Origin of the sequence: Microbacterium bovistercoris (genome assembly GCF_003387575.1) — a bacterium.
GTDB classification, from domain to species: Bacteria; Actinomycetota; Actinomycetes; order Actinomycetales; family Microbacteriaceae; genus Microbacterium; species Microbacterium bovistercoris.
Genome location: NZ_QUAB01000047.1, coordinates 182,482 through 202,398, shown reverse-complemented (window position 1 = coordinate 202,398; position 19,917 = coordinate 182,482). Strand labels below are relative to the sequence as shown.

Annotated in this window: 19 protein-coding genes and 1 tRNA gene; 6 read left to right on the top strand and 14 right to left on the bottom strand. The window is 69.3% G+C overall.

What is annotated here, in order from left to right:
• Positions 1–9: 9 nt before the first annotated feature.
• From DY023_RS15800 to DY023_RS15790, 3 genes are read right to left on the bottom strand one after another with little or no spacing between them, the layout of a single operon-like run.
• Positions 10–948: a type II secretion system F family protein gene (locus tag DY023_RS15800; protein WP_116243303.1), complete on the bottom strand. Its 939-nt coding sequence runs from the start codon at positions 946–948 to the stop codon at positions 10–12.
• Positions 945–1,802: a type II secretion system F family protein gene (locus DY023_RS15795; RefSeq protein ID WP_116243302.1), complete on the bottom strand. Its 858-nt coding sequence runs from the start codon at positions 1,800–1,802 to the stop codon at positions 945–947. The genes DY023_RS15800 and DY023_RS15795 overlap by 4 nt, the downstream gene beginning before the upstream one ends.
• Complete coding sequence (locus DY023_RS15790) at positions 1,799–2,941, bottom strand: TadA family conjugal transfer-associated ATPase (RefSeq protein WP_116243301.1); 1,143 nt, start codon at positions 2,939–2,941, stop codon at positions 1,799–1,801. The genes DY023_RS15795 and DY023_RS15790 overlap by 4 nt, the downstream gene beginning before the upstream one ends.
• 79 nt (positions 2,942–3,020) lie before the next feature.
• On the opposite strand from DY023_RS15790, the gene DY023_RS15785 reads away from it, so the two are divergent.
• Together DY023_RS15785 and DY023_RS15780 are read left to right on the top strand one after the other, a co-directional pair.
• Positions 3,021–3,102, top strand: a tRNA-Leu gene (locus DY023_RS15785).
• A gap of 128 nt (positions 3,103–3,230) precedes the next feature.
• Positions 3,231–3,989: a DedA family protein gene (locus DY023_RS15780; protein ID WP_116243300.1), complete on the top strand. Its 759-nt coding sequence runs from the start codon at positions 3,231–3,233 to the stop codon at positions 3,987–3,989.
• A 27-nt stretch (positions 3,990–4,016) separates the two neighbouring features.
• On the opposite strand, the gene ku is transcribed toward DY023_RS15780, so the two are convergent.
• On the bottom strand, positions 4,017–4,826 hold the full coding sequence (ku, locus tag DY023_RS15775) for a non-homologous end joining protein Ku (protein ID WP_116243299.1): 810 nt from the start codon (positions 4,824–4,826) through the stop codon (positions 4,017–4,019).
• An 83-nt stretch (positions 4,827–4,909) separates the two neighbouring features.
• Here ku and DY023_RS15770 point away from each other — a divergent pair, with 83 nt between their 5' ends.
• Positions 4,910–7,309: an ATP-dependent DNA ligase gene (locus DY023_RS15770; protein ID WP_116243298.1), complete on the top strand. Its 2,400-nt coding sequence runs from the start codon at positions 4,910–4,912 to the stop codon at positions 7,307–7,309.
• Here the strand turns inward: DY023_RS15770 and DY023_RS15765 are convergent.
• The 7 genes from DY023_RS15765 to DY023_RS15735 all read right to left on the bottom strand — a co-directional run bounded on the left by DY023_RS15765 (position 7,306) and on the right by DY023_RS15735 (position 13,635).
• The gene (locus DY023_RS15765; protein WP_116243297.1) at positions 7,306–8,220 is read right to left on the bottom strand and encodes a cation diffusion facilitator family transporter; all 915 of its coding nucleotides are present in this window, start codon (positions 8,218–8,220) and stop codon (positions 7,306–7,308) included. The genes DY023_RS15770 and DY023_RS15765 overlap by 4 nt on opposite strands.
• A gap of 107 nt (positions 8,221–8,327) precedes the next feature.
• Positions 8,328–9,008, bottom strand: a complete 681-nt coding sequence (locus tag DY023_RS15760; protein ID WP_147303314.1) for a hypothetical protein — start codon at positions 9,006–9,008, stop codon at positions 8,328–8,330.
• A gap of 48 nt (positions 9,009–9,056) precedes the next feature.
• On the bottom strand, positions 9,057–9,650 hold the full coding sequence (gene rdgB, locus DY023_RS15755) for an RdgB/HAM1 family non-canonical purine NTP pyrophosphatase (RefSeq protein WP_116243295.1): 594 nt from the start codon (positions 9,648–9,650) through the stop codon (positions 9,057–9,059).
• Complete coding sequence (gene rph, locus DY023_RS15750; protein WP_116243294.1) at positions 9,647–10,378, bottom strand: ribonuclease PH; 732 nt, start codon at positions 10,376–10,378, stop codon at positions 9,647–9,649. The genes rdgB and rph overlap by 4 nt, the downstream gene beginning before the upstream one ends.
• Positions 10,371–11,213 carry a glutamate racemase gene (gene murI, locus DY023_RS15745; protein ID WP_116243293.1) on the bottom strand — a complete coding sequence of 281 codons (843 nt, stop codon included), beginning with the start codon at positions 11,211–11,213 and terminating at the stop codon, positions 10,371–10,373. Before murI ends, rph begins: the two co-directional genes overlap by 8 nt.
• 11 nt (positions 11,214–11,224) lie before the next feature.
• On the bottom strand, positions 11,225–12,154 hold the full coding sequence (gene murQ / locus DY023_RS15740; protein WP_116243292.1) for an N-acetylmuramic acid 6-phosphate etherase: 930 nt from the start codon (positions 12,152–12,154) through the stop codon (positions 11,225–11,227).
• A gap of 14 nt (positions 12,155–12,168) precedes the next feature.
• Positions 12,169–13,635, bottom strand: coding sequence for a glycoside hydrolase family 3 protein (locus DY023_RS15735; RefSeq protein WP_116243291.1), 1,467 nt, complete (start codon positions 13,633–13,635; stop codon positions 12,169–12,171).
• A 137-nt stretch (positions 13,636–13,772) separates the two neighbouring features.
• Between DY023_RS15735 and DY023_RS15730 the strand changes: the two genes are divergently transcribed.
• Positions 13,773–15,098 carry a nicotinate phosphoribosyltransferase gene (locus DY023_RS15730; RefSeq protein ID WP_116243290.1) on the top strand — a complete coding sequence of 442 codons (1,326 nt, stop codon included), beginning with the start codon at positions 13,773–13,775 and terminating at the stop codon, positions 15,096–15,098.
• A gap of 11 nt (positions 15,099–15,109) precedes the next feature.
• Here DY023_RS15730 and DY023_RS15725 read toward each other — a convergent pair whose 3' ends face one another.
• From DY023_RS15725 to DY023_RS15715, 3 genes are read right to left on the bottom strand one after another with little or no spacing between them, the layout of a single operon-like run.
• Positions 15,110–15,376: a DUF3039 domain-containing protein gene (locus DY023_RS15725; RefSeq protein ID WP_116243289.1), complete on the bottom strand. Its 267-nt coding sequence runs from the start codon at positions 15,374–15,376 to the stop codon at positions 15,110–15,112.
• Positions 15,377–15,425: 49 nt separating this feature from the next.
• Positions 15,426–16,991 carry a hypothetical protein gene (locus DY023_RS15720; RefSeq protein WP_116243288.1) on the bottom strand — a complete coding sequence of 522 codons (1,566 nt, stop codon included), beginning with the start codon at positions 16,989–16,991 and terminating at the stop codon, positions 15,426–15,428.
• Positions 16,967–17,947, bottom strand: coding sequence for an ABC transporter ATP-binding protein (locus DY023_RS15715; RefSeq protein ID WP_245958738.1), 981 nt, complete (start codon positions 17,945–17,947; stop codon positions 16,967–16,969). The genes DY023_RS15720 and DY023_RS15715 overlap by 25 nt, the downstream gene beginning before the upstream one ends.
• Before the next feature lie 193 nt (positions 17,948–18,140).
• Between DY023_RS15715 and DY023_RS15710 the strand changes: the two genes are divergently transcribed.
• Positions 18,141–19,127, top strand: a complete 987-nt coding sequence (locus tag DY023_RS15710) for a hypothetical protein (protein WP_181905876.1) — start codon at positions 18,141–18,143, stop codon at positions 19,125–19,127.
• A 36-nt stretch (positions 19,128–19,163) separates the two neighbouring features.
• The gene (locus DY023_RS15705; RefSeq protein ID WP_116243286.1) at positions 19,164–19,856 is read left to right on the top strand and encodes a phosphocholine cytidylyltransferase family protein; all 693 of its coding nucleotides are present in this window, start codon (positions 19,164–19,166) and stop codon (positions 19,854–19,856) included.
• Positions 19,857–19,917: the final 61 nt, after the last annotated feature.

Genomic DNA, 19,917 nt, shown 5'->3' with positions numbered 1-19,917 from the left:
GATCGTGACTCAGCCGAGGCCGAGCCGCAGAATGAACATCCCCGGGTAGATGGCGAACAGAACGCTCAAGGGCAGAATCAGGAAGACCAGCGGCAGAAGCATCAAGATCTCCTTGCGCCCCGCCTGTTCGATGAGCACACGTTTGGCCTCTTCACGTGCGTCGCCGGCCTGCGCCTGCAGCACTCCGGCCAGCGGTGCGCCGTGCTCCAGCGCTGCGACCAGCTGATCGACGGCGCGACTCAGCGCGGGAAGCTGCAGACGATTCGCCATCTCGCTGAGGGCGTCCGCGAGGGGCGAGCCGGTGTTCACCGACAGCACCACCCTGCGCAGCTCGGTGGTCAGCTCGCCGGTGCCGATCGACGAGACCCGCTTCAGCGCGTCGGGCAGCGACTCCCCCGCAGACAGGCACAGGGCGAGGAACTCCAGCATCGTCGGCAGCTCGTCGGCCAGCCGCGCGCGACGTGCCTTCGCCCGAGCCGTCAGCTGCGCGTCGTAGCCGATCGCGGCGACGGCCGCGCCGATGATCGGCAGCAGCGCCGTCGGCACGCTCAGCCGCCCGGACATCGCCAACGCGATGACGACAGCCGCACCTGCGGCGAGTCCGGCGAGCGTCCAGCCCAGCTGACGTGCCCGGAACGTCGCCGGCTGCTGATCGCCGCCGGCCTGGGAGAGCCGCTGTCGCAGGGCCTCTCCTCCACCCAGCATCCGCTCGAGTCCGGTCAGCAGACGATCACGAGTCCGCCGGCCGCTGACCGGGAGCAGCCCCGGGCTGGGCAGCACCCCTGCCGGCAGCAACTCGTCGGGGACGACATCACGCACATACGGTGCGATGCGACGGTCCAGCGGCAGCGCGCGCCAGCGCGGGAGGGCGAACAGGATCGAGATCAACCCGGCGGCCAGCGCGCCGCCGAGGAGAACTGCGATCGCGGCATCGGTCACGCCGCTCATCCGAACCACCGCCCTGGTTCGGGCAGCCGCCCGATGCGGAGCATGATCCGGTAGGCGAGCACGGACACGATCGCCCCCACGCAGATGACCATCACGCCTTCGGGAGTCGAATACGCCCTTGCCCCCTCCGGACGCATCGCGAGAAGCGCCAGGATCACCCAGGGCGCGACGCTGCCGAGTACGGCGGCGCCGCGGATCCAGGACTGTCTCGCCTCCACCTCGCCACGAAGCGCGGCATCGGCGCGCACCGATGACGAGAGTGCGCGCAGCACGCCCGTGAGTTCCGTTCCGCCCACCTGGCGGGCCATGCGCAGCGTCTCGACGATGCGATCGGCGATGGGGTCGGCCAGGGTGCTCTTCAACCGGTCGAGGCTGGTCTCGAAACGACCCGTCGCCCGCAGGTCGCGGGCGAACACGGCGAAAGCCGGACGCACCGCCTGCGGTGCGGTGTCGGCGAGGGAGGCCACGGCGTCGGGCAGAGACAACCCCACGCGGATCGCGGCGACGAGCAGGTCGCACACGTCCGGCCACAGCTGGCGCCGGGCCTTGCGCAGGCGCAACCGTCGTCCCCGCAGATACAGCACCGGTGCGACAGCGCCCGCGAGACCCGCGAGGACGCCGAGCACGGGAAGGGACGTCAACAGCCATGCGATGGCCGCGGCGCCGAGCGCGGCGGCGATCATGACCGCGATCAGCGTTCGCGGCGAGGTGCGGCCGTACCCGGATTCACCGAGGAGGCGCAGCAGCGCCCCGTCGCGCGGGGGCCGCTCGCGTCGTGCGCCCGCCGGCCACAACCAGGGTGATGCGACGAGCACAAGCCCGGCGGCGAGCATTGCTCCGAGCAACAGGGTCACGCGACTCCCTCCGCCCGGTAGACGCGACGGGTGAGGATGCGTCCGTCTGAGACCTCACCGGTCGGCGCCAGGATCTCGGCCACGCGTCGCCGCCCGTCCGCATCCCGCACGACGTGGACGACGAGCGACACCGACGCGGCGAGCGCGGGGGCGATGAACGCACGGTCGATGTTGCGTCCGGCCAGCAGCGGCAACAGACAGAGCTTGTCCAGCGCCTCGGACGCCGAATTCGCGTGGACGGTTCCTGCCGCGGGCACGCCCGTGTTCAGTGCGAGCACGAGGTCGAGCGCCTCGGCGTCGCGCACCTCGCCGACGACCAGACGCTCCGGTCGCATGCGCAGTGCCTCCTTGACCAGTCGGCGCAGCGTGATCTCGCCGTTGCCCTCCAGGCTCGCCTGTCTGCCCTGCAGCGCCACGACGTCGGGCCCCTCGACCGCAAGCTCGAAGGTCTCCTCGACCGTGATGATGCGCTGTTCGTGGGCGCAGGTGGCCAGGAGCGCGCCGAGGAGCGTGGTCTTGCCGGCGTGCGTCGCACCGGACACGATGATACTCCGTCCGTCGGAGACGGCCGCGCGCAGCATCCGCCCCACGTCCGGCGGCATCGAACCCGCGGCGACCAAGGTGTCGAGCGTGCGGTGCTGGGGCAGGAACTTCCGGATGTTGACCGCCCACGACCCCCGCACGACGTCTGCGATCGCCACGTGCAGCCGGGAGCCGTCGGGTAGCGAGGCGTCCACGAAGGGCTGGCTGATGTCGACCCGGCGCCCCGTCGCGTGCAGCATCCGCTCCACGAGATCGCGCACGATCACCTCGGTGAGGCGCAGGTCGAGCCGGATCTTCTCACCGTCGCGGATCACGAAGATCCGATCCGGCGCGTTGATGATGATCTCCTCGATGTCGGGGTCGTCGAGCAGCGGCTGCAGCGGCCCGAAGCCCGACACCGATGCCAGCACGTCACGCACCAGGGCCGGCTCGTCGTCGATGAACACCTCGCCGCGGGCGAGCGCCAGGTCGTTGTGCCGACGCACTTCGGCCTGTGCGATGCGCCGCGCCTCTTCGGGCGCCGTGGACGGATCGGTGTTCTCCAGGCGCAGGCGCCGCCTGACGCGCTCGGCGACGACCACGGACGGATGACTCACGAGGGCATCGTGTCAGAAATCGTGAAACGGCCTCGAAAGTTATCCACAGGGCACGCGACAGTAGACTGACTGACGCCGCGCGGGAGTGGTGAAATCGGTAGACACGCAGGATTTAGGTTCCTGTGCCTTCGGGCGTGTGGGTTCGAGTCCCACCTTCCGCACTCTGGGTCGTCAGGCAGAGTCACAGCCAGCCGGGCACCTCACGCCCCTATGCTGGAACGCGGGCAGGGGTGCCGTTCTTCGGCCGTACCCGCATGCCCGTTTCACAGCCTTTCGACGGGAGCCTCTTTTGCACCACGCCGGACTCATTCCCTGGCTCGACCCCGAGACGATCATCGCCGGCGCGGGGCCCTGGGCTCTCCTCGTCGTGTGCTTCATCGTGTTCGCCGAGACCGGTCTGCTGGTGGGCTTCCTGCTGCCCGGCGACACACTGCTGGTGATCTCGGGCCTGCTCACCCACACCAGCGACATCTTCGGCGTGAACATCTGGGTGGTCGCGCTGCTGATCGCCCTCGCCGCGTTCGTCGGCGGTGAGGTGGGCTATTACATCGGCCACAAGGGAGGCCCCGCGGTCTTCGAGCGCAAAGAATCGGGCCTGTTCAGCATGAAGAACGTGGAGCGCACGAACGCGTTCTTCGAGCGCTTCGGCGGCCTGACGATCGTGCTCGCGCGCTTCGTTCCGATGGTGCGCACGTTCGCCCCGGTCGCGGCGGGCGTCGGACACATGCCGTGGCGTCGCTACACGCTGTACAACTTCATCGGTGCGATCCTCTGGGGCTTCGGCCTGACCATGTTCGGCTACGTGATCGCCTACATCCCGTGGCTGAGCCACTTCGTGCAGGAGTACATCGACCTGATCCTGATCGCCGCGGTGCTCGGCACCGCACTGATCACCGTCTGGCACTACCTCTCGGAGCGCCGCAAGGTGCGCATCGAGGCCGAGAGGGATGCCGCTGCCGGCATCACCGCTCCGGAGACGTCGGCTCTGGCGCTGGACCCCGAGGTCTTCGACCGCGCGCCCGACTTCGACGGCGACGGCAAGCACTGACCCGGCGCGGGACGGACGGGATGCCGGCTACCCGGCATCCCTCTTGCGCGCGGCCTTGGACTTCTCGACGCTGGCGCGCAGCGCCTCCATCAGGTCGATGACCTCGCCGCCCTCCGCGGCGCCCTCCTCGACGAACGTCTCCGAGACGTCGAAGCCCTCGCCGGCCTCGATCTTCGCGTCGATGAGGGTGCGCAGCTCCCGCTGGTACTCGTCGACGTACTCCTCCGGATCGAAGTCGCTCGAGTAGCTGTCGACCAGCGATGACGAGAGCTCGAGCTCCTTCTTGCTGATCTTCACCTCTTCGTCGAGCGATGCGAACGCGGCCTCACGCACCTCGTCGGCCCACAGCAGCGTCTGCAGCACCAGCACGTCGCCGCGCACCCGCAGCGCCGCGAGCCGTGTCTTCTGCCGCAGAGTGAAACGCACGATCGCCGTGCGGTCGGTCTGCTCGAGCGTCTTGCGCAGCAGCACGTAGGCCTTCGGCGACTTCGAGTCGGGCTCCAGGTAGTAGGCCTTGTCGAGCGTGAGCAGATCGACCTGCTCGGTGGGCACGAACTCCAGCACATCGATCTCGCGGCTCTTCTCCGCAGGCAGGGCCGCCAGGTCGTCCTTGGTGAGCACGACCGTCTGACCGTCGTCGTCCACGAACGCCTTGTCGATGTCCGCGTACGGGATCACCTGTCCGCACACCTCGCACACGCGCTGATAGCGGATGCGTCCGCCGTCCTCGTCGTGCACCTGGTGCAGCGACACGTCGTGGTCCTCGGTGGCGGAGTACACCTTCACCGGCACGTTCACCAGCCCGAAGGTCAGGGCGCCCTTCCAGATCGTCCTCATGGCACCAGTACACACCAGCGGCACCGGCGCGGGCCAGCCCCCTTGACATACCGGCCGCGAGAGATGTGCCCTAGCCTTTCCCCATGACTTCGGGCGGGCAGGTCGTGCAGATCGACGGCCGCCGTCTGCGCATCACCAACCTCGACAAGGTGGTCTATCCCGAGACCGGCACGACCAAGGGCGAGATCATCGACTACGTCACCCGGGTCGCGCCCGTGATGCTGCCGCATCTGCGTGGTCGGCCGGTCACCCGTAAACGGTGGGTCGAGGGCGTGGGAACAGCGGATGCTCCCGAGTCGTCCTTCTTCACCAAGCAGCTGGAGCCAGGCGCTCCGGAGTGGATCCGCAGAATGCCGATCGAGCACTCCGAGGGGCCGAAGGAGTATCCGCTGGCCGATGACGTGCCGACGCTGGTCTGGCTGGCACAGGTCGCCGCCCTCGAGCTGCATGTGCCGCAGTGGCGCTTCACCTCATCCGGCGGCCGTGGCCGGCCCGATCGCCTCGTGCTCGACCTCGACCCCGGCCCCGGCGCGGGACTCGCCGAGTGCGCCGAGATCGCGCGCGTCGCGCGCGGCATCCTCACCGGCATGGGTCTCGACCCGGTGCCGGTGACGAGCGGCAGCAAGGGCATCCACCTGTACGCCGCACTGCCCGTCGAAGAGGACGGCACCGGCGCGCAGACCAGTGAGCAGACCTCCGCGGTCGCCAAGGAGCTGGCCCGCTCGATCGAGGCCGACCATCCCGACCTGGCCACCAGCGTGATGTCGAAGGCGCTCCGGCCCGGAAAGGTGTTCATCGACTGGAGCCAGAACAACGCGTCCAAGACGACGATCGCCCCGTACTCCCTGCGCGGCAGGGCACGCCCCTGGGTGGCGGCGCCGCGCACCTGGGAGGAGCTCGACGACCCCGGGCTCGCCCAGCTCCAGTTCGAGGACGTGCTGGCCAGGGTGGCGGCCGGCATCGATCCTTTCGCTGTCCTCGCCCCCGTGCCCGCCGCGCTGGCGCCGTACCTCGCCAAGCGCGATGCGTCGAAGACGCCCGAGCCGATGCCCGCGACGGCGGCGGCTGCCTCGCACGCGACGCGGTTCGTCATCCAGGAGCACCACGCCAGCAGCCTCCATCACGACCTGCGCATCGAGCGTGACGGCGTGCTGATCAGCTGGGCCGTCCCCAAGGGGGTGCCGGACTCCCCCGCCCGCAACCACCTCGCGGTGATGACCGAGCCGCATCCACTCGAGTACCTCGAGTTCGAGGGCACCATCCCCCACGGTGAGTACGGCGCCGGCGGGATGACGATCTGGGACAGCGGCACCGTCGACCTCGAGAAGTGGCGCGACGACGAGGTGATCGGCACGTTCACGGGCCGCCCCGGCGGGCGGCTCGGCACGGCCCGGCTCGCGCTGATCCGCACCTCGGGCAGTGGCGAGAAGTCGCAGTGGCTGCTGCACCGGATGAAGGAGGGCAGGCCTGTCGCCCGCCCCGAGCGCCCTTCGTCTCGCTCCGGTCGCTCAGGACCCGGGCAGGACACGGCCGCGCCGCAGCCGATGCTCGCCGAGAACGGCACGGCCGGTCTCGCCCGCTCTCGCGGCTGGGCGGAGATCAAGTGGGACGGCATCCGCGCGCTGGGCAGCTGGTCCGGAGGGCGGATGCGACTGCACGCGCGCAGCGGCACCGACGTCACGGCACGCTACCCGGAGTTGACAGCCGACGGCGCACCGCACCTGCCCGCCGACGACGCCATCGTCGACGGCGAGATCGTGGCCTTCGACAGCGAGGGACGGCCCAGCTTCACACGCCTGCAGAACCGGATGCACCTCACGAGGGCGCGCGAGATCGAGCGCGAGGTGGTGCGCACCCCCGTCGTCTACCTGCTCTTCGACCTGTTGCGGCTGAACGGGCACGACCTCACCGGCGCGCCACTGCGCCAGCGCCGCGAGTTGCTCGAGCAGCTCGTGGAGGGCCTCGATGCGCCCGTGCAGGTGACGCCGGTGTTCGATGACGTCGACGCCGCCCTCGCCGCGAGCAGCGAGTTCGGGCTGGAGGGCGTCGTCGCCAAGGATCCGCAGTCGCGGTATCGTCCAGGCGTCCGGTCGGACGCCTGGCTGAAGCTCAAGCTCACCCGCGCCCAGGAGGTCGTGATCGTCGGCATCCGCCCGGGCAACGGCGATCGGGCCGGCACGTTCGGGTCGCTGCTGCTCGCGGTGCCCGGCGACGACGGCCGACTCCGCTACGCCGGCAGAGTCGGCACCGGATTCACCGACCGGATGCTGCGCGACCTCCTGACCCGGCTCCAGCCGCTGCGCGTGGACGAGCCTGCAGTCGACGTGCCGCCGCCCGAGGCATCGGACGCGCTCTGGGTGCGTCCCGAACTGGTCGGAGAGGTGGAGTTCGCGAACTGGACGCCCGGCGGCATCCTGCGACACGCCCGCTGGCGCGGCCTCCGGCCCGACAAGACCGTCGCCGAGGTCCGCCTCGAGAGCTAGTCGTGCGCCGCCTCGCACTCGGACCGGTCGGCCGGCTCGAGCTGGAACGTCGAGTGCTCCACGTCGAAATGCTCCGAGAGGCAGGTGTGGAATTCGTCCAGCAGGGTCGCCGCGCGGCCGTTCGTGAGCACTGCGGGGTCGACCTGCACGTGCGCGGTGAACACCGGCGCGCTGCGGGTGAGCTGCCAGACGTGCACGTCGTGCACGTCGACGACGCCGTCGTAACCGCGCAGATGCTCGCGGATCTCGCTGACCTGGGTGCCCTTGGGCGCCGACTCGGCGAGCACCGAGAACACCTCCCGAAGCAGGGAGAGCGCTCGCGGCAGGATCATGGCCGCGATCACGAGCGAGGCGATCGCGTCGGCCGGCATCCATCCCGTCGTCACGATGACGATCGCGGCGATGATCACCATCACCGAGCCGATGAGATCACCCATCACCTCGAGATAGGCGCCGCGCACGTTGATGCTGTGCTTCTGCGCCGAGCTGAGCAGCCACATCGATACGCCGTTGGCGACCATGCCGATCACGGCGACCGTCAGCATCAGGGGGCCGGCGACCTCGACCTCTCCCGGCTCGATCAGCCTCGAGACCCCCTGCACGGCCACCACGACCATCAGCACGATGAGGATGATGGCGTTGATCAGTGCGCCGAACACCTCGGCGCGCTGATAGCCGAAGGTGCGCCGGTCGTCGGCAGGTCGCATGGCCACGGCACTCGCGATCAGCGCGATCACCAGCGCCGACGAATCCGTGAACATGTGCGCCGCGTCTGCCAGCAGCGCGAGCGAGCCGCTGAGCACCGCGCCGACGATCTGCACGACCATCACCGTCGCCGTCAGACACAGCGAGATCGTCAGCAGTCGCCGATTGCTCGACGAGCGGAGGTCGGTCGGTGCGTGATCGTGCATGCCTCCAGGGTAGGCCGGGAACTCCCTGGTGAAGCGCCTTTTCGCCTAGTCGGGAATGAGGATGAGAACCGGACTCAGTAGAGTCACGTAATTCGCAACGTGTTGCGTCAACTCCCGTCAGGTCCGTCTGTACTGGCGCGCACCTCCGCAACGAAATCGGTCCTGGCTTTTGCTGCTGCTGCCAATTCCTCTGACGAGAGCGACCGCCCGCGCCACCGCTCTTCCAGCAGGTCAATGAGTCTGCCGCGCTCAGTCCAGGCAAGTTCGCGCAGCGTACGCGCCAGGCACACGGCATCCTCCACATCCGCAGTACTTGCGGATTGCCCTACGTGGAACGAATCGACCGCAGCGAAACTGCCGTCGGCGTGGAACGCAACGGTGATCGCTGCGCCACCTTTGTCGACCGTATGAGCAACCTGACGGTTGCGCGTCCTCAAGAGATGGTCGTGATGCTGCCTTTGATCAGCATCGAGTGATGGCAGGAATTGCCGCAGGCCGGCAAGCGGCTTGCCAACCCCAAACGACTTTCCGTCCTGGAATCCACGTCCGTACGTTATGACGAGCGCGTGCCACAATCCGAAATCCAAGGTGCCTGCTCCGGCCTGCTCTTCGAGGACCTCCCCGATTGCGATGACGGTGTCGAGATCCGAGATGCACGTCTGCAAGTCGAGGATCGGGTAGGTCTGATCGGCTGGAAGCCGAAAACGATGAAGGTCATCAAGCGGAGTCAATGGCCCGCCGTCTATTCCGACCATCATGGGCGGTGACCAAGCAGCCTTATCCGTCATGGGTACGAACGTATCGCCTCGAGCCCTGAGGATGATTCCCAGTAGCGACTAGAGCTTCTCGAGCAGCGGCAGGAGTGCCGCGAACGCCCTCGCGCGATGCGAGTCGGCCTGCTTCTCCGCGGCGGAGTACTCCCCCACGGTGCGCTCGGCGCCGGCGTCCTGCCCGTCAGGGATGAAGATCGGGTCGTAGCCGAAGCCGCCGGGGCCGGCCGGGGTGTGCGCGAGCCGTCCGGGCCACACGCCCTCGACGGTCTGCTCCGCGCCGCCGGGGACGACGAGCGCGATCGTCGCGTGGAACTGGGCCGCGCGGTGCGGGTCGGCGACGTCGCGCAGCTGGTCCAGCAGCAGTTCGAGGTTGGCGACCGCATCCTTCTTCTGCCCCGCCCAGTACGCGGAGAACACACCGGGCGAGCCGCCCAGCACGTCCACGCAGATGCCGGAGTCGTCGGCCACAGCGGGAAGGCCGGTGTGCACCGCCGCGGCGCGGGCCTTGATGAGGGCGTTCTCGGCGAACGTCACGCCATCCTCGACCGGCTCGGGGCCGTCGTAGCCGACGATCTCGATGTCGGGCCGCACGCTGCCGACCAGCGCGCGGAACTCGTCGACCTTGTGCGGGTTGTGCGTGGCGAGGACGATCTTCACGCGAGCGCCTTCAGCTGCAGATCCTTCAGCTCGGCACAGCCGGCGACGCCGAGGTCGAGGAGCGCGTCGAGTTCGCGCTTGTCGAACGGCGCCCCCTCGGCGGTGCCCTGCACCTCGACGAACAGCCCGCGGCCGGTGACGACGACGTTCATGTCGGTCTCCGCGCGCACGTCCTCGACGTATGCCAGGTCGAGCATGGGCTCGCCGTCGATGATCCCGACCGACACGGCGGCGACCGAGTCGAGCAGCGGCGTGGAGTTCTTCCCGATGAACTTCTTCTCGCGACCCCACTCGATCGCGTCGGCGAGAGCGACGTAGGCGCCGGTGATCGCAGCGGTGCGAGTGCCGCCGTCGGCCTGCAGCACGTCGCAGTCGATGACGATGGTGTTCTCACCCAGCGCCTTGGTGTCGACGACGGCGCGCAGCGCGCGACCGATCAGGCGGGAGATCTCGTGCGTACGTCCGCCGATGCGGCCCTTCACGCTCTCGCGGTCGTTGCGCGAGTTGGTCGCACGGGGCAGCATCGCGTACTCGGCGGTCACCCACCCCTTGCCCTTGCCGGTCAGCCAGCGGGGCACGCCGTTGGTGAAGGATGCCGTGCACAGCACCTTCGTGCCGCCGAAGCTGATCAGCGCCGACCCCTCGGCCTGTGCGCTCCAGCCGCGCTCGATGGTGATCTCGCGGAGCTGGTCGGCGGTGCGGCCGTCGGCGCGGGTGATGTCAGACATTGTTTCCTTCCAGGGACAGATGCGGGAGCGTGATCACGCCGGTCTGCACGAGCTGCACGTCGCGGACCTCGCGACCCATCAGCCGGTTCGCCAGCGCGGTGAAGTCGTCGGCGGAATCGCCGGTGGCCTCGTACACGTGCGTCGGCTGCGCATCGGGAGAGGCGAGCAGATCGCCGGCGACGAGCTGCCGATAGACGTCGGCGGCCGTCTCGTCGTCGCTGGAGACCAGGCTCACGCCGTCACCCATGACGTAGCTGATCGCGCCTCGCAGGAACGGGTAGTGCGTGCAGCCCAGCACCAGAGTGTCCACGCCTGCCTCGCGCAGCGGCGCCAGATACTCCTCGGCGGTGGCGAGCACCTCGGGAGTGCCGGTGATACCGGCCTCGACGAACTCGACGAAACGCGGGCAGGCCGCGGCGAACACCTCGAGACGCTCGTTGACCTCGAGCATGTCCTGGTAGGCGCGCGACCCGATCGTGCCGACCGTGCCGATCACGCCGATCCGGCCGTTACGGGTGGTCGAGACGGCGCGACGCACGGCCGGGCCGATCACCTCGACGACGGGCACGTCGTACCGCTCCCTGGCGTCGCGCAGCATGGCGGAGGATGCCGTGTTGCAGGCGATCACGAGCATCTTCACGCCCTGCTCGACGAGAGTGTCGAGCACCTCGAGGCCGTAGCGGCGGACGTCGGCGATCGGCTTGGGACCGTACGGCGAATGCGCTGTGTCGCCGATGTAGACCATCGACTCCTGCGGCAGCTGGGCCCGGATGGCCCGCGCGACGGTGAGCCCGCCGACCCCGGAATCGAAGATGCCGATCGGAGCGTCGTTCATGATGCTCCAGCCTACTCGGCCCGCAGCTGCTCCAGCGCTGGGCGCAGCCGCCCGCCGGAGGCCTCGAGCGCGGCCCGCGCGGTCTGCGAGTCCGTGCCGCTCGCGGCGATCGCGATCGCGACCTTCGCCGATCCCCCGGCCGAATCGAGCGCCGACGCCGCAGTCGTGGCGTCGCATCCGGTGGCGTTCATGACGATGCGCTGCGCGCGCACGCGAAGCTTCTCGTTCGTGGCCTGCACATCGACCATGAGGTTTCCGAGGACCTTGCCCTCCTGCACCATCGCCAGGGTGGACAGTGCGTTCAGCACGAGCTTCTGCACGGTGCCGGCCTTCAGCCTCGTCGACCCGGCGACGATCTCCGGACCGGCGTCGACCTCGATCGCGACGTCCACGCCCCGCGAGATGGCCGACCCGCCGTTGCCTGCCAGGCTGATCGTGAACGCACCGAGCTCCTGCGCCCGCGCGAGAGCACCTGCCACATACGGGGTGCGACCCGAGGCCGAGATGCCCACGATCGCGTCGTCGGCGGTGAGACCGATTCCGTCGACTGCGGCGCGCCCGGCGACGTCGTCGTCCTCGGCGTTCTCCACGGCTGCCCGAACCGCCACGTCGCCGCCCGCGATCAGCCCGACGACCTCGTCAGGAGCTGTTCCGTAAGTGGGCGGGATCTCACTCGCGTCGAGCACGCCCATTCGGCCGGCGGTGCCGGCACCGATGTAGATCAGCCGCCCTCCCGCGGCACGCCGCCCGACGATGCCGTCAACGGCGCGTGCGATGGCCTGTCCCTGCCGGGCCACTGCCTCTGCAGCCTGCACGCCCTGCTGGAGCATCAGCGCGACCTGCTCGTCGGTGCCGAGGAGATCCAGCTCGGCGTACGCCGGGTCGACCGCTTCGGTGGACAGTGTGCCCAGCTCCTGGCGGAGTGCGTCGTCACGGGTCATCTGCGTCTCTTTCCTCAGTTTCCGGTCAGCATCCGGCGGGCGACCTGCGCGGCGATCAGGCTCGCGGCGGCCAGGTCGAGCACTGCGGCGCCCGGGATCCCGTCACCGGGCACCCCGACGTTGACGATGGCCGTGTCCGGTGCAGCACCGGCGATCGCGGATGCCACGGCGCGCTGTGCGGACGACTCGTCCAGTCGGTCGACCAGCAGGATGCTCCGCTGCCGGCTCGCTCCGACGGCGATGTCCGCGACGGCGGCGTCATCCGCGGTCTCGGCATCGAGGCGCACCACCCGGCCACCGGCCGCGAGGGTCGACGCGACGTGCCCTGCCGCGCTGTCCACGGCGAGGGAGGAAGGGCGGCGGACGTCGATGACGTCTGTCGGCAGGTCCGCATAGGCCGGAAGCTCTCCCTGCACGGCGATCGCGCGTCGCACGATGCTCTCGGCATTCAGCGCGCCGCCCTGACGATCTCCTCGGGAAGAGGCGAGGTCTTCCGCCATCCTGGCGACGCGGGCCGCAGCCTCCTCCACACGCTCGCGACTGAGCTCACCCGAGCGGAGCGCCGCGACGATCGCGTCGCGAGCCGCACGGAAGTCGCGCTCGTCCTGATCGGGCAGCATCGCCGGTCCCGGGTTGGTCGGGTTGCCGACGCAGAGCAGATCGGCGCCTGCGGCGAGCGCACGCACGGCGCCGCCGCCGATCCCCACCGTCTCGCGGATCGCGGCCATGTCCAGCGCGTCGGTGACGATGACCCCGTCGAACCCCTCGTCGCGGAGCATCCCGAGCACGGCGGGGTTCAGCGTGGCAGGCGTCTCCCCCCACGCCGGAACGGCGATGTGGGCGGTCATGATCGCGCGCACTCCGGCCTGAACGGCGGCGCTGAACGGCGGCAGGTGGGTCTGCGCCATCTCCTCGGCGGTGGCATCGACGCGCGGCAGGTCGTGATGCGAGTCGGTGTGGGTGTCCCCGTGCCCGGGATAGTGCTTCGCGCAGGCCGCGATCCCGGCACCCTGGATGCCGCGGACAGCAGCGGCCACATGGCGGGAGACGACCGCGGTGTCGCTGCCGAAGGCTCTCGTACCGATCACCGGATTGCGCGGGTCGGTGTTCACATCGGCGACGGGCGCGAGCACGACGTCGACACCGACCGCTGCGCAGCGTCTTGCGATCTCCGCCGCGGTGTCCTGCGTCGCGTCGACGTCATCGAGCATTCCGAGCTGCGCCGCCGAAGGGACCGTCGATCCTGTCCCGGTCTCGAGGCGGGTGACGCTGCCGCCCTCTTCGTCGATGCCGATCAGCGCATGCGGGGCGATCGCGTGGATGCGCGCGCTGAGGGCAGCGGTGTCGCCGTGCAGGTTCTGCGCGAAGTAGACGACGCCGGCGAGTCCGCTCCGCAGCTCGTCCTCGAGCCATCGAGGCACGTCTCCGCCGAGGAAGCCGGGCCAGACGACTCCGTTGGCGAGCCGGGTCAGATCGTCCACGCGCACTCCTCCGCCGGATGCAGTGGTCGCCAGGGCTGCGGCGTGTTCGATCCGGCCGATTCAGTGTACTGGCGTCCGGTGAGACCGAACGCGACTGTTCCACGAGCACCGCTGCCGTCATCACTAAGCTCATCCTCATGACGACGTCGACGGCGCTGTACACCGATCGCTATGAACTGACCATGCTGGCCGCGGCGCTGCGCGACGGCACGGCTGCACGCCCCTGTGTGTTCGAACTGTTCTCACGGCGGCTCTCCGGCGGGCGTCGCTTCGGTGTCGTGGCGGGCACCGGTCGCCTGCTGTCCCTGCTGCGCGAGTTCCGCTTCGGTGAGGACGAGCTGCGGTTCCTGCGCGACAACGACGTGGTGGATGCCGCGACGCTGGCGTACCTGGAGGACTACCGCTTCACCGGCACGATCCGCGGCTACCGCGAGGGCGAGCTGTACTTCCCCGGCTCCCCCATCCTCACAGTCGAGGGCAGCTTCGCCGACGCTGTCGTGCTCGAGACTCTGGCGCTGAGCGTGCTCAACCATGACTCGGCGGTCGCCACCGCGGCATCCCGGATGAGCATCGCGGCCGGCGATCGGCCGCTCGCCGAGATGGGCTCCCGACGCGCCGCGGAGCACTCCGCCGTCGCTGCAGCACGAGCCGCGTACATCGCCGGCTTCGGGGCGACCAGCAATCTCGAGGCCGGTCGCCGCTGGGGCATCCCGACGATGGGCACGGCCGCGCACTCGTGGACGCTGCTGCACGACGACGAGGAGTCGGCCTTCCGGTCGCAGATCGAGGCGCTCGGCACCGCCACGACGCTGCTCGTGGACACCTACGACATCCGCGCGGGCGTCGAGCTCGCCATCCGCGTCGCCGGCACATCGCTGGGCGGCGTGCGCATCGACTCCGGCGACCTGCCGATCGTGGCAGCGGAGGTGCGTGCCCAGCTCGACGAGCTCGGGGCGACCGGCACACGGATCACGGTCACCAGCGATCTGGACGAGTACGCGATCGCCGCTCTCGCGGCCTCGCCCGTCGACGCCTACGGCGTCGGCACTTCGGTCGTCACCGGATCCGGCTACCCCACCGCGAGCATGGTCTACAAGCTCGTCGCCCGACAGGATGCCGCGGGCGCCTGGGTCCCGGTCGCGAAGGCGTCAGCCGACAAGGCGTCCAAGGGCGGCAGGAAAGCGGCGTTCCGCTCGCTCGAGCACGGCACCGCCAGCGCGGAGACGATCGCGGTGTCGGCCGGCTTCGATGAGGTCGATGTGCCGTCGGAGCACCCGGACGCGCGGCCGCTGCAGGTCGTGCTCGTCGAGGCCGGCGAGATCGACACGTCCTTCGAAGGCGCTGAGGGCACGGCATCGGCTCGCGCTCACCACCTGCGTGTGCGCGAGGAGCTTCCCATCCGCGCACTCGCGCTCAGCAAGTCGGATCCGGCGATCCCGACGCTGTGGGTCGACGCCGTCTGAACCGAGCGGGCTCAGCCCACCATCGACTCGTAGATCTCCTTGCACGTGGGGCAGATCGGGAACTTCTCGGGGTCGCGGCCCGGAGTCCACTTCTTGCCGCACAGCGCCCGCACCGGCTTGCCGGTGATCGCGGACTCGAGGATCTTCTCCTTCTTCACGTAGTGCGAGAAGCGCTCATGGTCGCCCGGCTCGAAGTGCTCTTCCTTGAGGAGTTCCTCGAGTTCGCGATCAAGCGTTGCCGCGCCGCCCTGATCGGGGCTGTCCAGCGGAGTACTCATGACGGTGAGTCTAATCGTCGTCGACGGCACCGGGGTGCCCTCGCGCCGATCAGGTGGTCTCGGCGAACTCCATCAGGCGCTCGCCGCTGTGCTCGAAGATCCGCCCGCCCAGAGAGACTCCGGCGGCGAGCGCGAGCACGCCGACGATGATGCCGGTCCAGAACGTCGCCGGCCCGTGTCTGTCGCCCTCGAGCAGTGTGAGGACGAAAAGCCAGCCGGCGGGGATCGTGAGCACGAGCGCCGCGAGCAGCGAGAGGGCCGCGCCGTACGATCCGTACGACGCGGAGCGCTGCGGCTGCTGGAAGGGGCTGTCGCCAGGACGCGACACCGCATACGGCGCGATGACCGACGAGAGGCTCGACATCCCCAGCGCGCTGAGGAACAGGCACGCCACGACCCCGGTGAACGGCATCAGCAGCGACCAGTCGCCCACGACGGCAAGCGTGATGGACACGGCGACGGCGAGCAGCGGCAGCGCGAGCAGCACCATGGGGACCAGGCGCCCGAGCCTGTCGGCGACGCCCTTCATCCCGCTGGCGATGTGCACCCAGATCGCGGTCGAGTCGTACGCGACGTCGTTGTGCGGCAACCAGCCGAGGAACAGGGCGATCAGCGGCGCCGGGATCAGTGCGGCGATCGCGACGGGCACACCGGCGACGACCAGCGGCAGCACGGTGAGGATGCCGGCGATCGGAACCACGATGACGTTCACGATGTACCGGCGGTCGCGCAACCAGTACACCAGGCTGCGCGCCGCGACAGCGCCGAAGGCGTTCGACGGCAGCACGGCGAACCAACCGAGGCCGGAGCGCTCGCGCGCGGCGACCGGCCGCTCCACCGTCGTCAGCAGCCGGCGCACGAGCCATTCCCACAGCACGGCGGCTCCGGCCGCCGTGAGCACTCCGACGATCGCGCTCAGCCACGCGGCCGCGATGTCACCGTCCGCAACCGAGAACAGGAAGCCCTGCGCTGCTCCCAGAGGGGTCACGCCGATGATGGAGGTGGCTGTCGCGACGGCCTGGGGCACCGCACCGTCCCACGCCATCGAGGCGAAGAACACCGCGACCGGGAACGCGATGACGATCAGCGCGAGCGCGAACAGGGCGGTCAGCTCCCGCGAGCGCCGCTCCGGCAGGAGCAGTGCGCTCACTGCCATCCCGATCCGTGCGGCGACGATCGCCACGGCGACACCCAGCAGAGTGGAGAGCACCGCGACAGGCCAGGGCGCGCCGAACCCGATCCCGACGATCATCACGCACACGCCGACGGCGATCAGCGCGGCGCTCGGGATGCTGATCACCGACGCCAGCGCCAGCATCCACGGCATCCGCCGCTCGTCGACGCCGAAGACGGCGAACTTGCGCGGGTCGAGCTGGTCGCTGGTGCCGACCAGCACCGGCCCCAGCAGGAACGCGAGGAACACCGCTGCGCCGCCCAGGACGATCACCGAGCGTGCGGTCTGCAGCGTGCCGTCGCTCAGGCTGAGCACCGCGACGCAGGTCGCGACGGTCAGCGCTGCGACCGCCAGGAGCCCGGCGACCGTGCGCACCGGATGACCGGTGCGCAGAGATCCTGCCAGGAGCGCGAGCCTCAGGCGGAGAACGTGTGCAACCACTCGAGCCCCTCCACCTCGGCGTTCCCACCGGAGAGCTCGACGAAGCGCGCCTCCAGCGACTGTCCGGCCCGCACCTCGTCGATCGTGCCCTCGGCGAGCACCTCCCCGCCGACGATGATGGCGACACGCGAGCAGACGCGCTCCACGAGGTCCATACCGTGGCTGGAGAGGATCACGGTGCCGCCGTGTTCGACGTAGGCACGCAGGATGTCCAGGATGACGCCCGACGAGACCGGGTCCACGGACTCGAACGGCTCGTCCAGCACCAGCACGCGCGGCGAGTGGATCATCGCGCCGGCGAGCATGACCTTCTTCGTCATACCCGCCGAGTAGTCGGAGACCACACGGCTCAGCGCCTCGGTCAGATCGAAGGCCCTGGCGAGGTCGGCTGCACGCTTCTCGATGACGCCTGAGTCGAGCCCGCGCAGCAGACCGTAGTAGTAGAGCAGCTGCCGGCCGGTCAGCCGGTCGAAGGTGCGCAGCCGGTCGGGCAGCACGCCGAGTGCGCGCTTCGCGGCGACCGGATCCGCCTTCTGATCCACACCGCCGATGATGATGCTGCCTTCGTCGGGCCGCAGGAGGCCGGCGACCATCGACAGCGTGGTCGTCTTGCCCGCCCCGTTCGGACCGACGATGCCGTAGAAGGTACCCGCGGGAACGGTCAGATCGATGCCGTCCACCGCCCGGGTGTCACCGAAATGCTTGACCAGGCCGCGGATCATCACGGCAGGAACGGCGTTCTCGTCGAGCGGTGCCGCGTCGGTCTTCGGCTGCGCCGTCGTCGCCCGCGTCGGCGCGGGGTCCTGCTCCGGCTCGGGCTGAGGCTCCGTTTCGGGCCCGGATGCGACGGGCGCAGGTTCCGGCTCGGGCACCGCCGTGACGGCGACCGCCTCTGCGGGGACGACGACGGTGTCGTCCCGCGGCGGCGCCTCGGTCTGCGGAGTCTCCTCGGTCACGACGACCTCCTTCACGACGGGTTCCCCAGCACCCGTGGTCGCGGCATCTGCAGCCACAGTCTCCACCACACCGGCCGCCGCGGCTACTGCCGCGATCTTCGCTGCGGGGCGTGTCGTCGTCGCGGGCTCCCCTGCGGTCTCCGCGGATACTTCTCTCGAAGTCTCGTCGGATGCCGCTGCTGCCGGTTCGGCAGTGATCGTGGTCGCCTCAGCAGCCTTAGCCGCCGCAGCGTCGTTGGCCTCCGTCATCTCAGCCGCCACCGGCTCGGCGGCAGTACTCCCTGCTGCGGATGTCTCCGCTGCAGCCTTCGCCGTGATCGCCGACTTCGCCGCCGCAGCCTTCGCCGCTGTCGTCGTCTTCTCGGCTGCCGCCGTCGTTGTCGCCTTCTTGGTCGTTGTCGCCTTCTTGGCCGCCGACGTCTTGGTCGTCGTCTTCGCCGCCGCCTTCGCCGCTGTCGTCGACTTCGCCGCCGTCGTCGTCTTCTTGGCCGTCGTCGTCTTCGCCGTCGCGGGCTTCTTGGCCGCAGCCGTCGCCGCGGTCTTCCGCGCCCCCGGCTTCTTCGCGCCGGTCGCGGCAGCTTCCTCTTCCCTGGCTGCAGCGGCCGTCTTGGCCGCCGCCGTCTTCTTCGCCGCGGCCGTCGCCGCGGTGGCCTTCGCCGCCGACTTCGCCGCTGTGGTGCGCGCCGCCGCAGTCTTCGCAGCAGCCGTCTTGGCAGCGGCTGTCGCCCCGGTCCTCTTCGCCGCGGCGGTCTTCGCAGCAGCCGTCGAGCGCGCCGCGCTCTTCACAGCCGCAGTCTTCGCGGCAGCCTGCTTCGCGGCATCCTTCTTCTCCGCCGCCGTGTCCGCCGACGCCGCCCTCTTCGTCGGCGCGGGCTTCCTCGTCGTGGTCGTCTTCTTCGCCGTTCCGGTCTTCTTCGCTGCCGCGGGGGCATCCTCCGACGCAGCTGGGGCCTTCACAGGGTCATCTCCGGGAGAGGGGGAAGAAGCAGTCACATCTATTACGCTATCAACCGACCTCGGGCTTTCCTGGGTCTGCGAACTGCGGTATTTCGCCCTAAGACGGATCCTGAGTGTCCGGTGTGTACTCGATCACGAAACGGCAACGCCGAGTCCCGGCCGGGGGCTCTCCCAGGGCGCTTCGGTAGCATGTGACCGGCACGAAGAGGTGTCTCGTCGATGAATCGACAGTGAACACAGATACTTTTTAGGAGCATTCGTGACTCTTCAGACCGTCATCCTGGCCGCAGGCATGGGCTCTCGCCTCGGGCGCGCCCTCCCCAAGCCGCTCACCGAGCTGCACGACGGCCGCACCATCATGCAGCAGCAGCACGAGAACATCCGTGCCGCCTTCGGTGGCGACGCCAGGATCACCACCGTCGTGGGCTACCGCGCCGAGACGATCATCGAGTCCTTCCCCGATGTGAACTACGTGCACAACGAGCGCTACGACGTCACCAACACGTCGAAGAGCCTGCTGCGCGCGCTCAGCGTCACCGGGCGCGGCGGCGTGCTCTGGATGAACGGCGACGTCGTCTTCGACCCGCGCATCCTCGGCCGTGCGATCGAGCTCATCGAACGCGACCAGTCGTTCGTCACCGTCAACACCTCCAAGGTCAGCGATGAAGAGGTGAAGTACACCGTCACCTCCGAGGGCTTCATCAACGAGCTGTCCAAGACCGTCAAGGGCGGTCTCGGCGAAGCGGTCGGCATCAATTACATCTCCTCCGCGCACAAGAAGGCGTTCATGCGCCAGCTGCAGCGGGTCGATGACCAGGACTACTTCGAGCGCGGCCTCGAACTGGCGATCGCCGAGGACGGCGTGCTCGTCGAGCCGATGGACGTGTCCGACCTCTACGCGGTCGAGATCGACTTCGCCGAGGACCTCGAGCGGGCGAACCTGTTCGTCTGACTCCGCATCCTTCGAAAGCCCGGCTCCCTGCGGAGCCGGGCTTTCGGCTTTCTCGCGGCGG

Bases quoted from the DNA above. Each gene is read 5' to 3' on its own strand.
- DY023_RS15765 (WP_116243297.1), bottom strand. From the start codon at position 8,220: ATGCACGATCACGCACCGACCGACCTCCGCTCGTCGAGCAATCGGCGA.
- DY023_RS15770 (WP_116243298.1), top strand. From the start codon at position 4,910: ATGACTTCGGGCGGGCAGGTCGTGCAGATCGACGGCCGCCGTCTGCGC.
- DY023_RS15760 (WP_147303314.1), bottom strand. From the start codon at position 9,008: ATGACGGATAAGGCTGCTTGGTCACCGCCCATGATGGTCGGAATAGAC.
- DY023_RS15800 (WP_116243303.1), bottom strand. From the start codon at position 948: ATGAGCGGCGTGACCGATGCCGCGATCGCAGTTCTCCTCGGCGGCGCG.
- DY023_RS15725 (WP_116243289.1), bottom strand. From the start codon at position 15,376: ATGAGTACTCCGCTGGACAGCCCCGATCAGGGCGGCGCGGCAACGCTT.
- murQ (WP_116243292.1), bottom strand. From the start codon at position 12,154: ATGACCCGTGACGACGCACTCCGCCAGGAGCTGGGCACACTGTCCACC.
- murI (WP_116243293.1), bottom strand. From the start codon at position 11,213: ATGAACGACGCTCCGATCGGCATCTTCGATTCCGGGGTCGGCGGGCTC.
- rph (WP_116243294.1), bottom strand. From the start codon at position 10,378: ATGTCTGACATCACCCGCGCCGACGGCCGCACCGCCGACCAGCTCCGC.
- ku (WP_116243299.1), bottom strand. From the start codon at position 4,826: ATGAGGACGATCTGGAAGGGCGCCCTGACCTTCGGGCTGGTGAACGTG.
- DY023_RS15730 (WP_116243290.1), top strand. From the start codon at position 13,773: ATGACGACGTCGACGGCGCTGTACACCGATCGCTATGAACTGACCATG.